At 72.6% G+C, this 14,392-nt stretch carries 16 protein-coding genes; 10 read left to right on the plus strand and 6 right to left on the minus strand.

Features of this window, described 5'->3' with window-relative positions:
- Nucleotides 1–292 precede the first annotated feature (292 nt).
- The 8 genes from aspS to ACLQ2R_RS36605 all read left to right on the plus strand — a co-directional run bounded on the left by aspS (nt 293) and on the right by ACLQ2R_RS36605 (nt 8,721).
- On the plus strand, nt 293–1,597 hold the full coding sequence (gene aspS / locus ACLQ2R_RS36570) for an aspartate--tRNA(Asn) ligase (protein ID WP_425965997.1): 1,305 nt from the start codon (nt 293–295) through the stop codon (nt 1,595–1,597).
- A gap of 240 nt (nt 1,598–1,837) precedes the next feature.
- Nucleotides 1,838–2,242: a GntR family transcriptional regulator gene (locus ACLQ2R_RS36575; protein WP_425965998.1), complete on the plus strand. Its 405-nt coding sequence runs from the start codon at nt 1,838–1,840 to the stop codon at nt 2,240–2,242.
- On the plus strand, nt 2,239–3,147 hold the full coding sequence (locus tag ACLQ2R_RS36580) for an ABC transporter ATP-binding protein (protein ID WP_425965999.1): 909 nt from the start codon (nt 2,239–2,241) through the stop codon (nt 3,145–3,147). The genes ACLQ2R_RS36575 and ACLQ2R_RS36580 overlap by 4 nt, the downstream gene beginning before the upstream one ends.
- Nucleotides 3,144–4,193 (plus strand): ABC transporter permease, encoded by a 1,050-nt coding sequence (locus tag ACLQ2R_RS36585; protein WP_425966000.1) that lies wholly within the window; start codon nt 3,144–3,146, stop codon nt 4,191–4,193. Before ACLQ2R_RS36580 ends, ACLQ2R_RS36585 begins: the two co-directional genes overlap by 4 nt.
- The gene (locus ACLQ2R_RS36590) at nt 4,190–5,641 is read left to right on the plus strand and encodes a S41 family peptidase (protein ID WP_425966001.1); all 1,452 of its coding nucleotides are present in this window, start codon (nt 4,190–4,192) and stop codon (nt 5,639–5,641) included. Before ACLQ2R_RS36585 ends, ACLQ2R_RS36590 begins: the two co-directional genes overlap by 4 nt.
- An 11-nt stretch (nt 5,642–5,652) precedes the next feature.
- The gene (locus ACLQ2R_RS36595; protein ID WP_425966002.1) at nt 5,653–6,816 is read left to right on the plus strand and encodes an alpha/beta hydrolase family protein; all 1,164 of its coding nucleotides are present in this window, start codon (nt 5,653–5,655) and stop codon (nt 6,814–6,816) included.
- A 355-nt stretch (nt 6,817–7,171) separates the two neighbouring features.
- Complete coding sequence (locus ACLQ2R_RS36600) at nt 7,172–7,579, plus strand: YciI family protein (protein ID WP_425966003.1); 408 nt, start codon at nt 7,172–7,174, stop codon at nt 7,577–7,579.
- A complete protein-coding gene (locus ACLQ2R_RS36605; RefSeq protein WP_425966004.1) occupies nt 7,576–8,721 on the plus strand; it encodes an RNA polymerase sigma factor in 1,146 nt (381 codons plus the stop codon). The genes ACLQ2R_RS36600 and ACLQ2R_RS36605 overlap by 4 nt, the downstream gene beginning before the upstream one ends.
- A 53-nt stretch (nt 8,722–8,774) precedes the next feature.
- Here the strand turns inward: ACLQ2R_RS36605 and ACLQ2R_RS36610 are convergent, their stop codons facing one another.
- The 4 genes from ACLQ2R_RS36610 to ACLQ2R_RS36625 all read right to left on the minus strand — a co-directional run bounded on the left by ACLQ2R_RS36610 (nt 8,775) and on the right by ACLQ2R_RS36625 (nt 10,593).
- Nucleotides 8,775–8,915, minus strand: coding sequence for a hypothetical protein (locus ACLQ2R_RS36610; RefSeq protein WP_425966005.1), 141 nt, complete (start codon nt 8,913–8,915; stop codon nt 8,775–8,777).
- Nucleotides 8,916–8,942: 27 nt separating this feature from the next.
- Nucleotides 8,943–9,404 (minus strand): SRPBCC family protein, encoded by a 462-nt coding sequence (locus ACLQ2R_RS36615; protein WP_425966006.1) that lies wholly within the window; start codon nt 9,402–9,404, stop codon nt 8,943–8,945.
- Nucleotides 9,401–9,754 (minus strand): ArsR/SmtB family transcription factor, encoded by a 354-nt coding sequence (locus ACLQ2R_RS36620; RefSeq protein WP_425966007.1) that lies wholly within the window; start codon nt 9,752–9,754, stop codon nt 9,401–9,403. The genes ACLQ2R_RS36615 and ACLQ2R_RS36620 overlap by 4 nt, the downstream gene beginning before the upstream one ends.
- Before the next feature lie 185 nt (nt 9,755–9,939).
- The gene (locus ACLQ2R_RS36625; RefSeq protein WP_425966008.1) at nt 9,940–10,593 is read right to left on the minus strand and encodes a TetR/AcrR family transcriptional regulator; all 654 of its coding nucleotides are present in this window, start codon (nt 10,591–10,593) and stop codon (nt 9,940–9,942) included.
- An 82-nt stretch (nt 10,594–10,675) separates the two neighbouring features.
- Here ACLQ2R_RS36625 and ACLQ2R_RS36630 point away from each other — a divergent pair, with 82 nt between their 5' ends.
- Entirely contained in the window at nt 10,676–11,344 is a 669-nt protein-coding gene (locus ACLQ2R_RS36630) for a GAP family protein (protein ID WP_425966009.1), read from the plus strand.
- A gap of 8 nt (nt 11,345–11,352) precedes the next feature.
- Here the strand turns inward: ACLQ2R_RS36630 and ACLQ2R_RS36635 are convergent, their stop codons facing one another.
- Nucleotides 11,353–12,360 carry an NAD-dependent epimerase/dehydratase family protein gene (locus tag ACLQ2R_RS36635; protein WP_425966010.1) on the minus strand — a complete coding sequence of 336 codons (1,008 nt, stop codon included), beginning with the start codon at nt 12,358–12,360 and terminating at the stop codon, nt 11,353–11,355.
- Nucleotides 12,361–12,458: 98 nt separating this feature from the next.
- Entirely contained in the window at nt 12,459–13,151 is a 693-nt protein-coding gene (locus ACLQ2R_RS36640) for a TetR/AcrR family transcriptional regulator (RefSeq protein ID WP_425966011.1), read from the minus strand.
- A 53-nt stretch (nt 13,152–13,204) separates the two neighbouring features.
- On the opposite strand from ACLQ2R_RS36640, the gene ACLQ2R_RS36645 reads away from it, so the two are divergent.
- Nucleotides 13,205–14,329 (plus strand): FAD-dependent oxidoreductase, encoded by a 1,125-nt coding sequence (locus ACLQ2R_RS36645; RefSeq protein ID WP_425966012.1) that lies wholly within the window; start codon nt 13,205–13,207, stop codon nt 14,327–14,329.
- The last annotated feature ends 63 nt before the right edge of the window (nt 14,330–14,392 follow it).

Raw genomic sequence — 14,392 nt, forward strand, 5'->3', positions numbered from 1 at the left:
AGGATCTCGCCCAACAGCGACGACGGAGCCGAGTAGCACCTCGACCACCGGAGTCGGAGAGAGCCGCCGGTAGCTGCGAAGGCGGACTCCGGCCGGGGCGTGAAGACCCTCCCGAGCTGCGGGGAGGAACGGCCTTGCGGCCAAGTAGAGTCCCGCCGCCTCACCCACGTCACGGGTTCACAGAGGCCGTGCCGTCCCCGTGACGGCACGGTGAAGGTGTGGTGGCACCGCGAGGATCCCGCTCGCCCGCACCTCTCAGGGGACGCGTTGCGAACCGGAGGAGGTCACCACCATGCAACGCATCCTGTCCGACGCCCTGCCCGCGCACATCGGCGAGACCGTACGTCTCGCGGGCTGGGTCCATCGCCGACGCTCACTGAAGTCGGTCGCCTTCCTCGTCCTGCGTGACGCCGCCGGTGTCGCCCAGGTCGTCGTGTCAGAACCGGCCACCCGCGCCCGGCTGGAGGAACTGCCGGAGGAGACCGTGGTCTCCGTCGTCGGCACGGTCACCGCCAACCCGTCCGCGCCGGGCGGCGCCGAGGTCACCTCTCCGGTGATCGAGGCGCTGGGGGACCCGGCCGAGCCGCCCCCGTTCGACCTGTACCGGCCCGACCTGAACGTGAGCCTGCCGGTGCTGCTCGACCACGCGCCGGTCGCGCTGCGCCACCCGAGGCTCGCCGCCGTGCACCGGATCGGCGCGGCCGCGGTCGCGGGTTTCCGGGCCGCTCTGGAGGCGAGGTCGTTCGTCGAGATCCACACCCCGAAGATCGTGGGCACGGCCACCGAGAGCGGCGCGAACGTCTTCGAACTCGACTACTTCGGCCGTCCGGCGTACCTGGCGCAGTCGCCCCAGCTCTACAAGCAGATCATGGTCGGGGTCTTCGAGAGGGTCTACGAGGTCGGGCCGGTCTTTCGCGCCGAGCCCAGCGACACCGCCCGTCACCTGGCCTCCTACACCTCCCTCGACGCCGAGATGGGCTTCGTCGACGACCACCGCGACGTCGTCGCCGCCTGTCACGCCACGGTCGGGGGGATGCTGGACGCCATCCGGGAGGCGGCCGGCCCCTCGCTCGACCTGCTCGGCGTCACCATGCCCGCGCTGCCGCCCGAGCCGCTGGTGGTGCACTTCGCCGACGTCCTGGAGATGGTCGGCAGGGAGACCGGGCAGGACCTGAGCGCCGAGCCCGACCTGGCGCCCGCGCACGAGCGCCTGCTCGGGGAGTGGGCGCTGCGCGAGCACGGCTCGGACTTCGTGTTCGTCGAGGGCTACCCGACCGCGCACCGCGCGTTCTACACCCACCCCGACCCGGCGCGCCCCGGGTACTCGCGCGCCATCGACCTGATATTCCGCGGCCTGGAGCTGGTCAGCGGAGGTCAGCGGCTGCACCGGTACGGCGACTACGTGCGGGCGCTGGAGGCGCGCGGCGAGAGCGACCTGTCGGCGTACGCGGGATACCTCGACGCGATGCGTCACGGCATGCCGCCGCACGGGGGGTTCGCGTTCGGGCTGGAGAGGTTCCTGGCGCGCCTGCTCGACGTGCCGAACATCCGCCAGGTCACACTGTTCCCCCGGGACCTGCACCGGCTGTCCCCGTGAGCGATCCCCTTGGAGCCGGCCCGGCGGCTCCAAGGGGATCGCACCGAACCTCGCACCGAACCTCGCACCGAACCTCGCACCGAACCTCGCACCGAACCTCGCACCGAACCTCGTATCGACCCTCTTACCGATCCGGCGCCGCCACGCCGGCGCGGCGGCGATGAACCGTCCCGGCGAGGGACGCCGTTTCCTTATCGGCCCCATACATGCAAACATCTAAAGTACTAGTACACTAGATGTATGGGAGAACCGGTGATCGAGTTCCATCTGGACGCGAAGTCCGGCGTGTCGCCGTACCTGCAGCTGGTCCAGCAGGTACGGCACGCGCTGCGGCTCGGCCTGCTGAGTGAGGGCGATCAGCTACCGACCGTCAAGGAGGTGGTGGCGCGGTTGGCGATCAACCCCAACACCGTCCTGAAGGCCTACCGGGAACTCGAGCACGAGGGCCTGGCCGCCGCCCGTCAGGGGGTGGGGACGTTCGTGACGGCGACCCTCACCGGCACCTCGCTGGCCGCGCACGGCCCGCTGCGGCTGGAGTTGCGGCGCTGGCTGGCCAAGGCACGCCGGGCCGGTCTCGACGACGAGAGCATCGAGGCCCTCTTCACCACCACCTTTCGCACCGTTTCTCAGGAGGACATAGCGTGACCGCTGTCTTGGAGGCCCAGGGGCTGGGCAAGAGGTACGGCAGACGCTGGGCGTTGCGCGAGTGCACCGTCGACATCCCGGCGGGTCACGTCGTCGGGCTGGTGGGTCCCAACGGCGCCGGCAAGACCACGCTGCTGAAGCTGGCCGGTGGCCAGCTGGAGCCCACGACGGGTGACATCGCCGTGCTGGGCGGCCGTCCCGCAGGCGGCCGCGCGCAACTGGCCAGGGTCGGGTTCGTCGCCCAGGACACCCCCGTCTACGCGGCGCTGACCGTCGCCGACCACCTGCGGCTGGGCGCCCGGCTCAACCCCCGCTGGGACGACGGCATGGCACGGGAAAGGATCGCGCAACTGGGTCTCGATCCCGCGCAGCGGGCGGGCAGGCTGTCGGGCGGCCAGCGCGCCCAGCTCGCCCTCACCATCGGCCTGGCCAAGCGGCCCGAGCTGCTGATCCTGGACGAGCCGGTGGCCTCGCTCGACCCGCTGGCCCGCCGGGAGTTCATGCGGGGGCTGATGGAGGCCGTCGCCGAGCACGAGCTGAGCGTGGTGCTCTCCTCCCACCTGGTCTCCGACCTGGAACGGGTCTGCGACTACCTGATCGTGCTGGTCGACTCCCGCGTCGAGGTGGCCGGGGAGACCGACGCGCTGCTGGCCACCCACCACCGGCTCACCGGCCCGCGCCGCGACCCCGACCGGCTCCCCGCCGACCAGCAGGTGATCTTCGCCAGTCACACCGACCGGCAGAGCACGTACGTGGTCCGTACCGACTCCCCGATCCACGACCCCGCCTGGACGGTCACCCCGCTCGGCCTGGAGGACCTCGTGCTGGCCTACATGGAGAAGCGCGTCACCGAGAGCCGGTCCGTGACCGGGAGCCGGCCCGTCAGCCTGGGGGCACAGCGATGATCTGGCTGACCTGGCGCCAGTTCCGCGGCTCGGCCGCGATGATGGCCGCCGTACTCCTCGCCCTCGCCGCCGCCCTGGCGCTGACCGGCCCGGACCTGGCCTCCCGCTATTCCACCGGGCTCGCCGCCTGCACCCTGGACGGCACCTGCGAGCGCTTCTACGACCGCTTCTTCGACCAGTACCATCTGCCCTTCGTGGCCGCCGGTCTGGTCGTGCTGCTCCTGCCGGCGCTGGTCGGGCTCTTCTGGGGGGCGCCGCTGGTCACCCGGGAGCTGGAGGCGGGCACGCATCTGCTGGTGTGGAACCAGAGCGTCACCCGGGGCCGCTGGCTGGCGGTCAAGCTGGGGCTCGTCGGTGTGACGGCCATGGCCGCCGCCGGGGTGTGCGGGCTCGCGGTGACCTGGTGGTCCGCTCCGCTGGACCGGTCGGCGGTGCCGGAGCTGGCGCAGATGGCGCCCCTGGTGTTCGGCGCGCGCGGCATCGCCCCGATGGGGTACGCGGCCTTCGCGTTCGTCCTGGGGGTGACCGTGGGCATGCTTTTGCGCCGTACGCTGCCGGCGATGGCCCTCACGCTGGCCGTGTTCGTCGCGATCCAGCTCGCCGTGCCGCTGCTGGTCCGTCCCCACCTGATGCCCCCGGTCACCGGAACCTTCGAGATCAGCGAGGCGAACACGAGCGGCATCGGCGTGAGGGGGGACACGGGATCCGCGAGCATCATGCTGAAAGCGTCCGTTCCCGGCCACGCCGGCGCCTGGAACCTGTCCAACGATCTCCTCGACCCATCCGGACGTGTGATCACCGGCGTCGACGAGAGGGGCCCCGTCAGGGTCTCCACCACGTCCGGTCCCTGCGCACCGTCGGGCGGACCACCGAACATGGGCGCGTGCCTGGCCGAGATCAGCGGCCTCGGCTACCGGCAGCGGGCCAGTTACCAGCCTCTTGAGCGCTTCTGGCCCTTCCAGTGGATCGAGACCGGCATCTACGCGCTGCTCACGGCCGGCCTGACCGGCTTCTGCTTCTGGTGGCTCCGAAGGCGCCTGTCGTGACCGCAACCAGGGCCGCCGCCGCCGTCGTCACCGTCAGGGCGGCGGCCGCCGGGCTCGTTCTCCTGCTGACGGCGGCCTGTACGGCGCCGGAGCCGCCGCGCGCGCAGGCGGGCACGGCGGCCGCCACGGTCTGCGCGCCGCCCCAGGGTCCTCCCCGGGCCGAGACGACCACCACGATCGACGTCATCGAGCAGGCCTACCTGTGCATCCTCGGCAACCACCACGGCGGCGCCACCCTGGACGCCCGTACGCTGCTGGCCGCCGGATTCGCCGCCCTGACCCGGGAGCTGGACCGCAGAGGACGCGATCTGCCGCAGGCGACCATGCCCGCCCTGACCGGCGACCGGAAAGGCGACTGGGCCGCCTTCGAGGCCACCTACCGCACCGTCACCGACCGGGTGCCCGACCTGCGCGACACGCTGGCCGTCATCACCCTGGAGGCCGTCGTGGCCGCCCTCGACGACAACCACGCCCGCTGGGCGCACGACACCCGGCGACCGCCGGACTTCTACGACGGCGACGGCTACGGCCTGGGCCTGCAGGCCAGCATCACCGGCCCGCAGGTGACCGGCGGCGGCGGTGTCGCCCCGTTGTTCGTCACCGCCGTGCAGGGCGGCGCCGCGCACGCCGCCGGCCTGCGACCGGGTGACGTCATCGAGGCGATCAACGGCTCGGCGCCCTTCGTCGACCAGCGGGCCACCCCCGCGATCGCCGCCCTCTACCCGCGCTACCCCGAAGCGCGCCCGGTGCGGCTGCGGCTGCTACGACAGGCCACCGGCCGGCGCTGGAGCGTGAGGCTCGTCCCCGGCCTCTACCCGCGCGACCCGGCCACCCTGCGGGTGGTGCAGTCGAAACTGCTGAACGGCGACAACGGCGACGGCGTGGCCTATGTGCGGGTGGCCGGATTCACCTCCGACGCCGCGAACCGGGTCTTCAAGGCCGTCTCCCGGTTGCGCGCCGGCCGGACGCTGTCGGGCCTGGTGCTGGACCTGCGCGGCAACGGCGGAGGCAGCCCCGCGGAGGCGACCCGGCTGGTGAGCGCCTTCGCCCGCGACAGGAACACCGCCTACCAGTGCACCGCGGACGGCACCTGCCAGGCCATGCCGACCGACGACACCGTCGAGCCGCTGGGCCTGCCGCTGGTGGTGCTCATCGACCGGGGCTGCGCCTCGGCGTGTGAGCACTTCAGTTCCGCGATCAAGGACCTGCGTGCCGGCCTGCTGGTCGGCACCAGGACCGCCGGTGTCGTCTCCGGCCCGGCCCGGTCCTACCTGCTGGCCGACAACACCTTGCTGAGCCTGCCCGCCAGGCACCACCTCGGGCCCGGCCGCGAGGTGATCGACCGGATCGGCGTGCCGCCCGACCACCAGGTGCCCCTGACCCCGAAGGACGCGGCCACCGGACACGACCCCGCCCTGGCCAAGGCCCTGACCCTGCTGCGCACGTGAAGGACCTCGCCATGAGACAGATTCCGGCGATCGCCGCGGGACTGGCCGCCCTGGCCGTTCTCGTCACCTCCGGTTGCTCCGCACCCGCACCCCCCAGAGCCGACGCCCCACCGGTCACACCCCCCGGCCCCGTCACCCTGCCCGCCCCCACCGGCCCCCACCCGGTCGGCACCACCGTCCTCCATCTGACCGACACCTCCCGCCCCGACCCCTGGAACCCCGACGCCGACACCCGGGAACTCAAGGTCACCCTGTGGTACCCCACCGGGCAGCGCGACGGAAAACCCGCGCCGTACATGACACCGCAGGAGTCGGAACTGCTTCTGAAGGCCTCCAGGATCGCCCGCGTGTCGTACGACATCCTCAGCACGACGCGCACGAACGCGGTCAGGGACGCCGTCCCCTCCGGGCACGGGTTTCCGCTGGTGGTGCTCTCCCCCGGCTTCACCAAACCGGTGAGCACCCTGACCTCCCTGGCCGAGGACCTGGCCAGTCGCGGGTACGTCGTGGCCGGGATCGACCACACCCACGAGAACCACGGCACGGTCCTCCCCGGCGGGCGGGTCGCCGAATGCCTGGCCTGCGACAGCGACAGCGACCCGGGTTTCGGCACGGGAGTGGTCCAGGGCCGGGCCGCCGACGTCTCCTTCGTCCTGGACCGGCTGACCACCACGTGGAAGCACTCCCGCCTGATCGACCGCGGGAAAATCGCGATGGCGGGCCAGTCGATCGGCGGGGCCGCCGCCGTGGCGACCATGGTCAAGGACCCCCGCGTACGCGCCGGGATCGACATGGACGGCACCACCTACGCCCGCATCCCCAAGGACGGCCTCTCCCGGCCGTTCATGTTCCTGGGCTCGAAAGACCACGTCCCGGGCGGCCTCGACACCTCCTGGGACCGCGACTGGAAACTACTGACCGGATGGAAACGCTGGCTGGTGCTGTCGAAAGCCGAGCACCAGTCCTTCACCGACCTGCCGCTGCTGGCGGGTGCCCTCGCCGTCAGGCCCGTCCCCGGCGTCCTGCCGGCGGCGCGCTCCTCCGAGCTCACCCGCGCCTACGTGGCGGCCTTCCTCGACCAGCACCTGAAATCACGACGACAGCCCCTCCTGGACAAACCGTCGCCGCGCCACCCCGAGGCCACATTCTGCCCCGAGGCGTGCGCCCGCCCCTGAGGAGAGAGCTCCGGGATACGAGCGAAAGGGGCAGTGAGCTCCCGAAGCCGCTGGTCAGGGCGGTTGTCCAGCCAGGTTCCCCGGGGAGCAGGTGATCGGCTCGGTGTAGCAAAACCCGCGCATCGTCGGACCGCCCGTGCTGGACAGGCTCCGATGCGTCACATCGGCTGGCGCGGTTGTCGCGGCTGGATGCGTGCGGGCGGGTTCTCGTCCGGCGATGTGGGCGCCCCAGGGTGGTGACGGCCAGAAGCAGGTCCTGGAACTCGGCACGCTCCGGGTGTCGAGAACCCGCGCGCGGCTCCGTCCCCGGAGTGAACACGGCCACAATGGGCCGTACCGCACTGAGGAGAACACGATGGCCAAGTACCTGTTGCTCAAGCACTACCGGGGCGGGCCGGCATCGGTCAACGACGTGCCGATGGACCAGTGGGAGCCGGAGGAGGTCTCGGCCCACGTGCAGTACATGCGTGACTTCGCCGCTCGGCTCGAGGGCACCGGCGAGTTCGTCGACAGTCAGGCGCTCTCCCCGCAGGGCACGTTCGTCCGCTACGACGGCGAGGGGCGGCCGCCGGTCACCGACGGCCCGTTCGCGGAGACCAAGGACCTGATCGCCGGCTGGATGGTGATCGACGTCGAGACCTACGAGCGGGCGCTCGAACTGGCCGCCGAACTGTCCGCGGCCCCGGGCGCGGGGGGCAAGCCGCTCCACGAGTGGCTCGAGGTGCGCCCGTTCTACGGTGAGCGGCCCACGGTGACCGAGTGAAGGAGTCGCTGCTGCGGGAGCTGGTGCCCGCGGTGATCGGTGTCCTCGTCCGTCGCGGGACCGACTTCGCGGCGGCCGAGGACGCCGTGCAGGACGCCCTGGTCGAGGCCGTGCGCGTGTGGCCGGACGACCCGCCGCGGGACCCCAAGGGCTGGCTGGTCACCGTGGCCTGGCGTAAGTTCCTCGACGCCTCCCGCGCCGACACCTCCCGGCGGCACCGCGAGGCACGCGTCGAGGGCGAGCCCCCGCCCGGCCCGGGCGAGGTGGCCGACGACACGCTCCGGCTGTACTTCCTGTGCGCGCACCCGTCCCTGACACCGGCCTCGGCCGTCGCGCTCACGCTGCGCGCGGTCGGCGGCCTGACCACGCGTCAGATCGCGCAGGCCTACCTCGTGCCGGAGACGACCATGGCCCAGCGGATCAGCAGGGCCAAGCGGACCGTCTCGGACGTCCGGTTCAACCAGCCCGGTGACGTCGCCACCGTGCTGCGCGTGCTCTACCTGGTCTTCAACGAGGGCTACTCGGGCGACATCGACCTCGCCGGCGAGGCGATCCGGCTCACCCGCCGGCTGGCGGCCGAGATCGACCACGAGGAGGTCGCGGGCCTGCTCGCGCTCATGCTGCTCCACCACGCCCGGCGCCCGGCACGGACCGGCCCCGACGGCAGGCTCGTGCCGCTCGCCGAGCAGGACCGCGGCCTGTGGGACACCCGCCTGATCACCGAGGGCGTCGACGTGCTCCAGGCGGCCCTCGCCCGCGACCGCCTGGGCGAGTTCCAGGCCCAGGCCGCCGTCGCCGCGCTCCACGCCGACGCCCGCACGGCCGGGGAGACCGACTGGGTACAGATCGTCGAGTGGTACGACGAACTGGTGCGCCTCACCGACAGCCCGGTGGCCCGCCTCAACCGGGCCGTCGCGGTCGGTGAGGCCGACGGCCCGCGGGGCGGCCTGGCCGCCCTGGCGCGGCTCGACCCCGCCCTGCCCCGTCACACCGCCGTCGCCGCGTACCTGCACGAGCGTGACGGCGACCCGGTCACCGCGGCGCGGCTCTACGCCGAAGCCGCCCGATCGGCGCCCAACCTCCCCGAACGCGACCATCTCATGCGGCAGGCCGCACGGCTCAACGCGCGACTGCGCGGTTGAGGGCCTTCGCCCGGGTCGGCGCGACCTTCCTCCGCGGTGGCCTCGTCGAGGGGTCACCGCGATCGGGCGGCGCGATGACGGCGTGGTGACGAGGCCGCGACGGCGCCGGGAACGTCGAGCAGGAACACCGATCCCCACCAGAAGCGTTCCAGCGGCAGCCCGCCCGGAACGGGGCCGAGGGTGAAGCCCGCCACCGGCAGGCCGCTCCGGATCGCGCTCGTCTACTCCTTCCCGGTGGCGCCCAGCAGCTCGGGGCCCAGAGCGTCGAGCCAGCGGGAGGTGCCCTCCTCACGCCAGGCGGGCTCCTCGCGGCCGTCGAGGAACGTCGCCTGCTCGGTGAGCAGCATCCGGGTGCCGTCGCCGGCCGGGCCGAACTCCACGGTGGTGATCGAGACGGTCGACAGGTCCTCCCCGGCGTGCAGGGTGGAGGCGTAGACGATCCGCTCGTCGGTGACGATGTCGTGGTAGAGCGAGGTGAACGTCAGCGCCGGCCCCTCCCCCTCGTGTCCACGGTTGACCTCCCGGCCTCCGACGCGGAAGTCGAGCTCGTGCTCGGCGGAGGCGCCGGCGAACCAGCGGGCCTTGGTGGCGGGGTCTGCCCAGGCGGCGAACACGCGTGCCGGCGGGGCCGGGTAGAGACGCTCGAGGCTGAAGGTGGCCTGGGTGACGGAACGATCGGTCATGACGTGCTCCCCTGGTCGGGTGTTCCGGGATGTTCGGTCAGGTGGTCGCCGAGCCGGTCGAGGCGCTTCTCCCAGGGCGTGCGCTGGCGCGCGATCCAGTCCTCGGCGGCTCGCAGCACCTCCGGCTCGACGTGGCAGGTGCGGACCCGGCCGACCTTCTCCGACCGGACCAGGCCGCACGCCTCGAGCACCTGAAGGTGCTGCATGACCGCCGGCAGGGACATGGGCAGGGGGTGAGCGAGATCGCTGACCGAGGCCGGCCCGCGGACCAGCCGCTCGACCATGGCGCGCCGGGTCGTGTCCGCCAACGCGTGGAAGACCCGGTCCAGCGAAGCACCATTGTTAGGCATGTACTTAACTATGTCGCCGATCGGCCGAATGGTCAAGCATTCCCTTAACCATCTCGGTGGACCAGGATCGCCGGGAGATGACCTTTCAGGGCCGTCACCGGCCTCCCGGCGGCCCCTTCGGGAGCCGGGCTCCCGCCTCCCGTCCGCCCTGCCGGCGCCGGCGCGGCCCGTGCCGCGCTCCCGGCTCACGGCCGGCGCCCGCTCCGATCCGGCCGCGTGCGGGGTACGGCCTCCAGCAGCGAGCGCAGCAGTCGCGCGGCGGTGCCGGCGGACACCTCGCCGGGGGTGTTCACGATCTGGGAGGCGAGCCCGTCGACGAACGTGTGCAGGAGCGCCGCCCAGAGCTCGACCTGGGCGTCGGGGTGCGGGACCGCGGCCCGGTCCGGCTCCCGGACCGACTCGTGCCCGCACAGGACGGCGACGCACTGGCGGTACAGGGCCCGCTGGTCGTTCCATGTCGCGGAGCCCTCCCGCGGAGGGTGCCGGCGCTCCCAGTCCACGACCGCCGACCACAGCACGTACTCCTCGCGCCGCTCGGCGTCGAGGGGCAGCATCTCCTCCACGATCGTGGCGATCCGCTCGACCACCGACCCGTGGGCGCGGGGCCTCTGGACGCGCGGGAGGACCCGCCGGCGGATGGTGTCGGTGGTGGCCTGGACGACGTAGGCCTGCAGCTCGTGCTGGTTGCCGAAGTAGTGCCGCAGGGATCCGGTGGACCAGCCGGCCTCGGCGGCGACCCCGCGGACGGTCACACCGGCGAGGCCTTCGCGCAGGATCACCCGGATGGCCGCCTCGCCGAGCTCGGCCCGCCGCTGTTCATGATCGACGAGTCGCGGCACGTTCACATGCTAACACCTGTGTGCTACTTTAACTGACACGGCCGTGTTATTACGGTTCGCCGACTCCCCTGAGGAGGCAGGTTTGCCGATCGAGACGATCGGGGCGGTTCTCGGGCTCGCCCTGCTCGACACGCTGAGCCCCACCGTGGTCGGGGTGACCCTCTACCTGCTGCTGTCCAGGCCGCGCCGACTGGCCGCGCTGCTCGGCGTCTACCTCGGATCGGTCGCGATCGCCTACTTCGCCCTGGGCGTCCTGCTCATGCTCGGCCTGGGCGCCGTCATGCCGGTCATCGACGACACCGTGTGGGCCTGGGGGCAGGCCGCCGTGGGCGTGGCGCTCATCGCGGGGAGCTACTTCATCCCCGACAGGAAGTCCGAACCGCCCTCCCCCCGGGCGCGGTCCTTCACCGCAGGCGCGATGCTGCTGCTGGGGCTGGGGACCTGGCTGTTCGAGTTCGCCACCGCCGTGCCGTACTTCGCGGCGATCGGCGTCATGACCGCGGCCGGCCTGACCGCCGCCCAGTGGTCACCGCTCCTGGGCGTGTACGTGACCGTCATGGTGGCCCCCGGCATCCTGCTCCTCGCCGCCTGGAGCGCCCTGGGCGAACGGACGCGCGAACGGTTCGAGCGGTGGGAGAAGAAGCTCTCCTCCGGATCCCGCTCGACACTGCGCTGGATCGTCGGGATAGCCGGCGTCCTGATCCTCCTGGACGCCGCACCGGACCAGATCACCTTCTCGACGACCCCCTGACCCTCCGCTCAGCCGCCGTCCCCCTCCACCGTGGCCAGCACGGCCCGCTCACGCTCGGGGTCCAGGCCCACCGGGGGCCGGTCGGCCCGGTGCTCCGGCTCCCCCTCGACGCGCAGCCAGTCCCAGGTGTCGTGGACGGTCTCCCTCACCGACCGGCAGGTCAGACCCGCCCCGGCCGCCGCGGTGACGTCGCCGGCGTGCAGCCCGGCCATCTCCCCCGTGGGAGGTGTCCAGATCGGCAGTTCGGTCCAGGGCGCGATGCCGGCCGCCTCGATCACCGCCGGGTCCGTCCAGACCAGCCGGGCCACCGAGCCCGTCGCGGCGCGGACCTCCTCCAGCAGCCGTCCCATCGTGGTGTGCCCGGGAGGGCTGACCGTGTTGAAGATCCCGCCCAGGCCACGTTCGGCGGCGGCGAGCATCCACTCCGCCAGATCGCGGCCGTCGAGGTACTGCAGCGGCCGGTCGGCCGGTCCGGGCGCGAGGGCAGGGCCGCCCCGGGACAGCCGTCGCAGCCACCACGGCAACCGGCCGACGTCCTCGTACGGTCCGAGGATGAGGCCGGCGCGAGCCAGGAGGGCTCGCTCCCCGAAGACCCGCGAGATCGCGATCTCCGCGCCGCGCTTGGCCGCCGGGTAGAACTTCTCGTCGGTGCCGTCCTGGTCGCCGTCGACCACCGGCGCGGACTCGTCGAAACCGGGTGCCGGCGGCCAGCGGTAGACCGAGCGGCTGGAGACGTAGCCGTAGTGGCCCGTGCGGTCCCGCAGCAGCCGGGCCGCGTCCCGCGCCACCCACGGCGCACCGGCCCAGGTGTCGATGACGGCATCCCACCGGTCGTCGCCGAGTGCGTCCGCCAGCGCGCCTGGCCGGGTCCGATCGGCCTCGCGCGCGTCGACGCTCGCGGGCGGACGGCCACTGAGGCCGCGGTTCACGATCGTCACCGTGTCGCCACGACGGGCCGCGGCTTCGATGATCGAACGCCCCATATGGCGCGTACCACCGAGGATGAGAAGATCCATCGCCACATGATAGGCAGCCGCCGACGCCGTTCCACCGATCGTTCTCCGGCGGCGTCGTGCGGCGCCATGGACGTGACGTCACCGGGAAGTCCCGGGCGTCACGCCGGTGGCCGGGTGAGTCTGGCGGCCACGGCGTCCAGGACCCAGTCCAGGCCGGTCGCGAAGGACACCTCGGCGTCCACCTCCGTGCCGTCGTGCACGGCCCTGGCCAGCGCCGGGAAGCGGCCCGTGTCCAGCATCGCCCTCATGTGCGGGCCGTGGGCGCGCTGCCAGTCGCGCTTGGACAGGCCCGTGGCGCGCTCGGCCCGCAGGTTCGCGATCTCACGCCTGATCGCGCCGGTGAGGTAGGAACCGACGGTCTCCACGGCGCGCAGGACGGTGTCGAGGTCGGCGAGGCCGTCGAGGGCGGCCAGCGTGCCCTCGGTCACGGCGAGGGCGTTCGGGCCCAGGGTGGGACGGCCGCCGAGCAGGTCGGCCAGCCATTCGTGACGGAGGGCGGCCTGCCTGGTGCGGTGGGCATGGACGCGCAGCGCCTCCCGCCAGTCACCGGGCCGCTCCTCGGGGAGGATCTCGGCGTGGACCTCGTCCACCATGAGGTCGAACAACTCCTCCTTGGTGGCGATGTACCCGTACAGCCGCATCGGGCCGGCGTCCAGCCGGGCGGCGACCTTGCGCAACGACACCGCCTCCAGCCCGCCTTCGTCGGCCAGCGCGACGGCGGCGGCGACGATCCGCTCCCGGTCGAGCGGCACAGGACGAGTCGGCGGCTCCGGCCGATCCCAGACGGTCATGGATACATCGTACTATTGCGATACAATATATTTCTAAAATACAGTGTATCGACATGAGACATCGCATCGCCGTGGTCGGGGGCGGCCCCGCCGGGCTCACCTTCGCCCGCGTCCTGCACCGCCACGGCCACCCCGTCACCGTCCTCGAACGCGACGCCTCCCCCGACGCCCGTCCTCCGGGCGGCACGCTGGACCTGCACGAGGGGATGGGCCAGCTCGCGCTGAACAGGGCGGGACTGCTGGCGGAGTTCCAGGCGCTGTCGCGTCCCGAGGGGCAGGCCATGCGCATCCTGGACACGGACGGGACCGTCCTTCGCGACTGGCGCCCCCGCCCGGGTGACCGGGCCAATCCCGAGATCGACCGGGGGCAGCTCCGCGACCTGCTGCTCGGCCCCCTCGACGTTCGGTGGGGCCGGGGCGTGACGGAGGTGGTGCCGGGGACCCGGGACGGCGCGCTGGTCCGTTTCGCGGACGGGCGGCAGGAGACCTTCGACCTCGTGGTCGGCGCGGACGGCGCCTGGTCCCGGGTCCGCCGGGCGATCTCGTCCGCGACACCGCACTACACCGGCGTCACCCTGGTCGAGACCTCCCTGGACGACGTCGACACCCGCCACCCCGGCCTCGCCCGGCTCGTCGGCGACGGTTCCGTGGCCGTGTACGGCGTGAACCGCGCCCTCGTCGCCCAGCGCAACAGCGGCGGCCACGTCAAGGTGTACGCCCAGTTCCGCACGCCCCCGGACCGGCTCTCGGGCCTGGACCCGGCCGACGTCGAGGCCGTGCGGTCAGGCCTGCTGGATCTGTTCGACGGCTGGGCCGCTCCCGTCCTCGACCTTCTCCGCCACGGCACCGCCTTCGTCCAGCGCCCCCTGCACGTCCTGCCCGTGTCCCACACCTGGGAGCACGTCCCCGGGGTGACGCTCCTGGGCGACGCCGCCCACCTGATGCCCCCGTTGGGGGTGGGCGCGAATCTCGCGATGCTGGAGGGCTCCGAACTGGCCGAGTCCGTCGCCGCGGCCTCCGATCCCGGCGATCTGGACGAGGCCGTCCGCGTCTTCGAGGAACGGATGTGGGAACGGGCCGGCAGGTGGGCGGAGATCACGGCGGCCGGCCTGGAACGTCTCGTGAGCCCGGACCCCGCCGAGGCCATCGCCCTCTTCGACGCCGTTCAGCCGTCCTGACCGCCGGAGAGCACACGGCTCCTCACCGGCGGCGTGCGGGGCCACGCCCAGGCCGCCGCGTCC

The sequence above is a fragment of the Streptosporangium sp. DT93 genome, assembly GCF_049844535.1.
In the GTDB taxonomy this organism is placed as follows: Bacteria; Actinomycetota; Actinomycetes; order Streptosporangiales; family Streptosporangiaceae; genus Streptosporangium.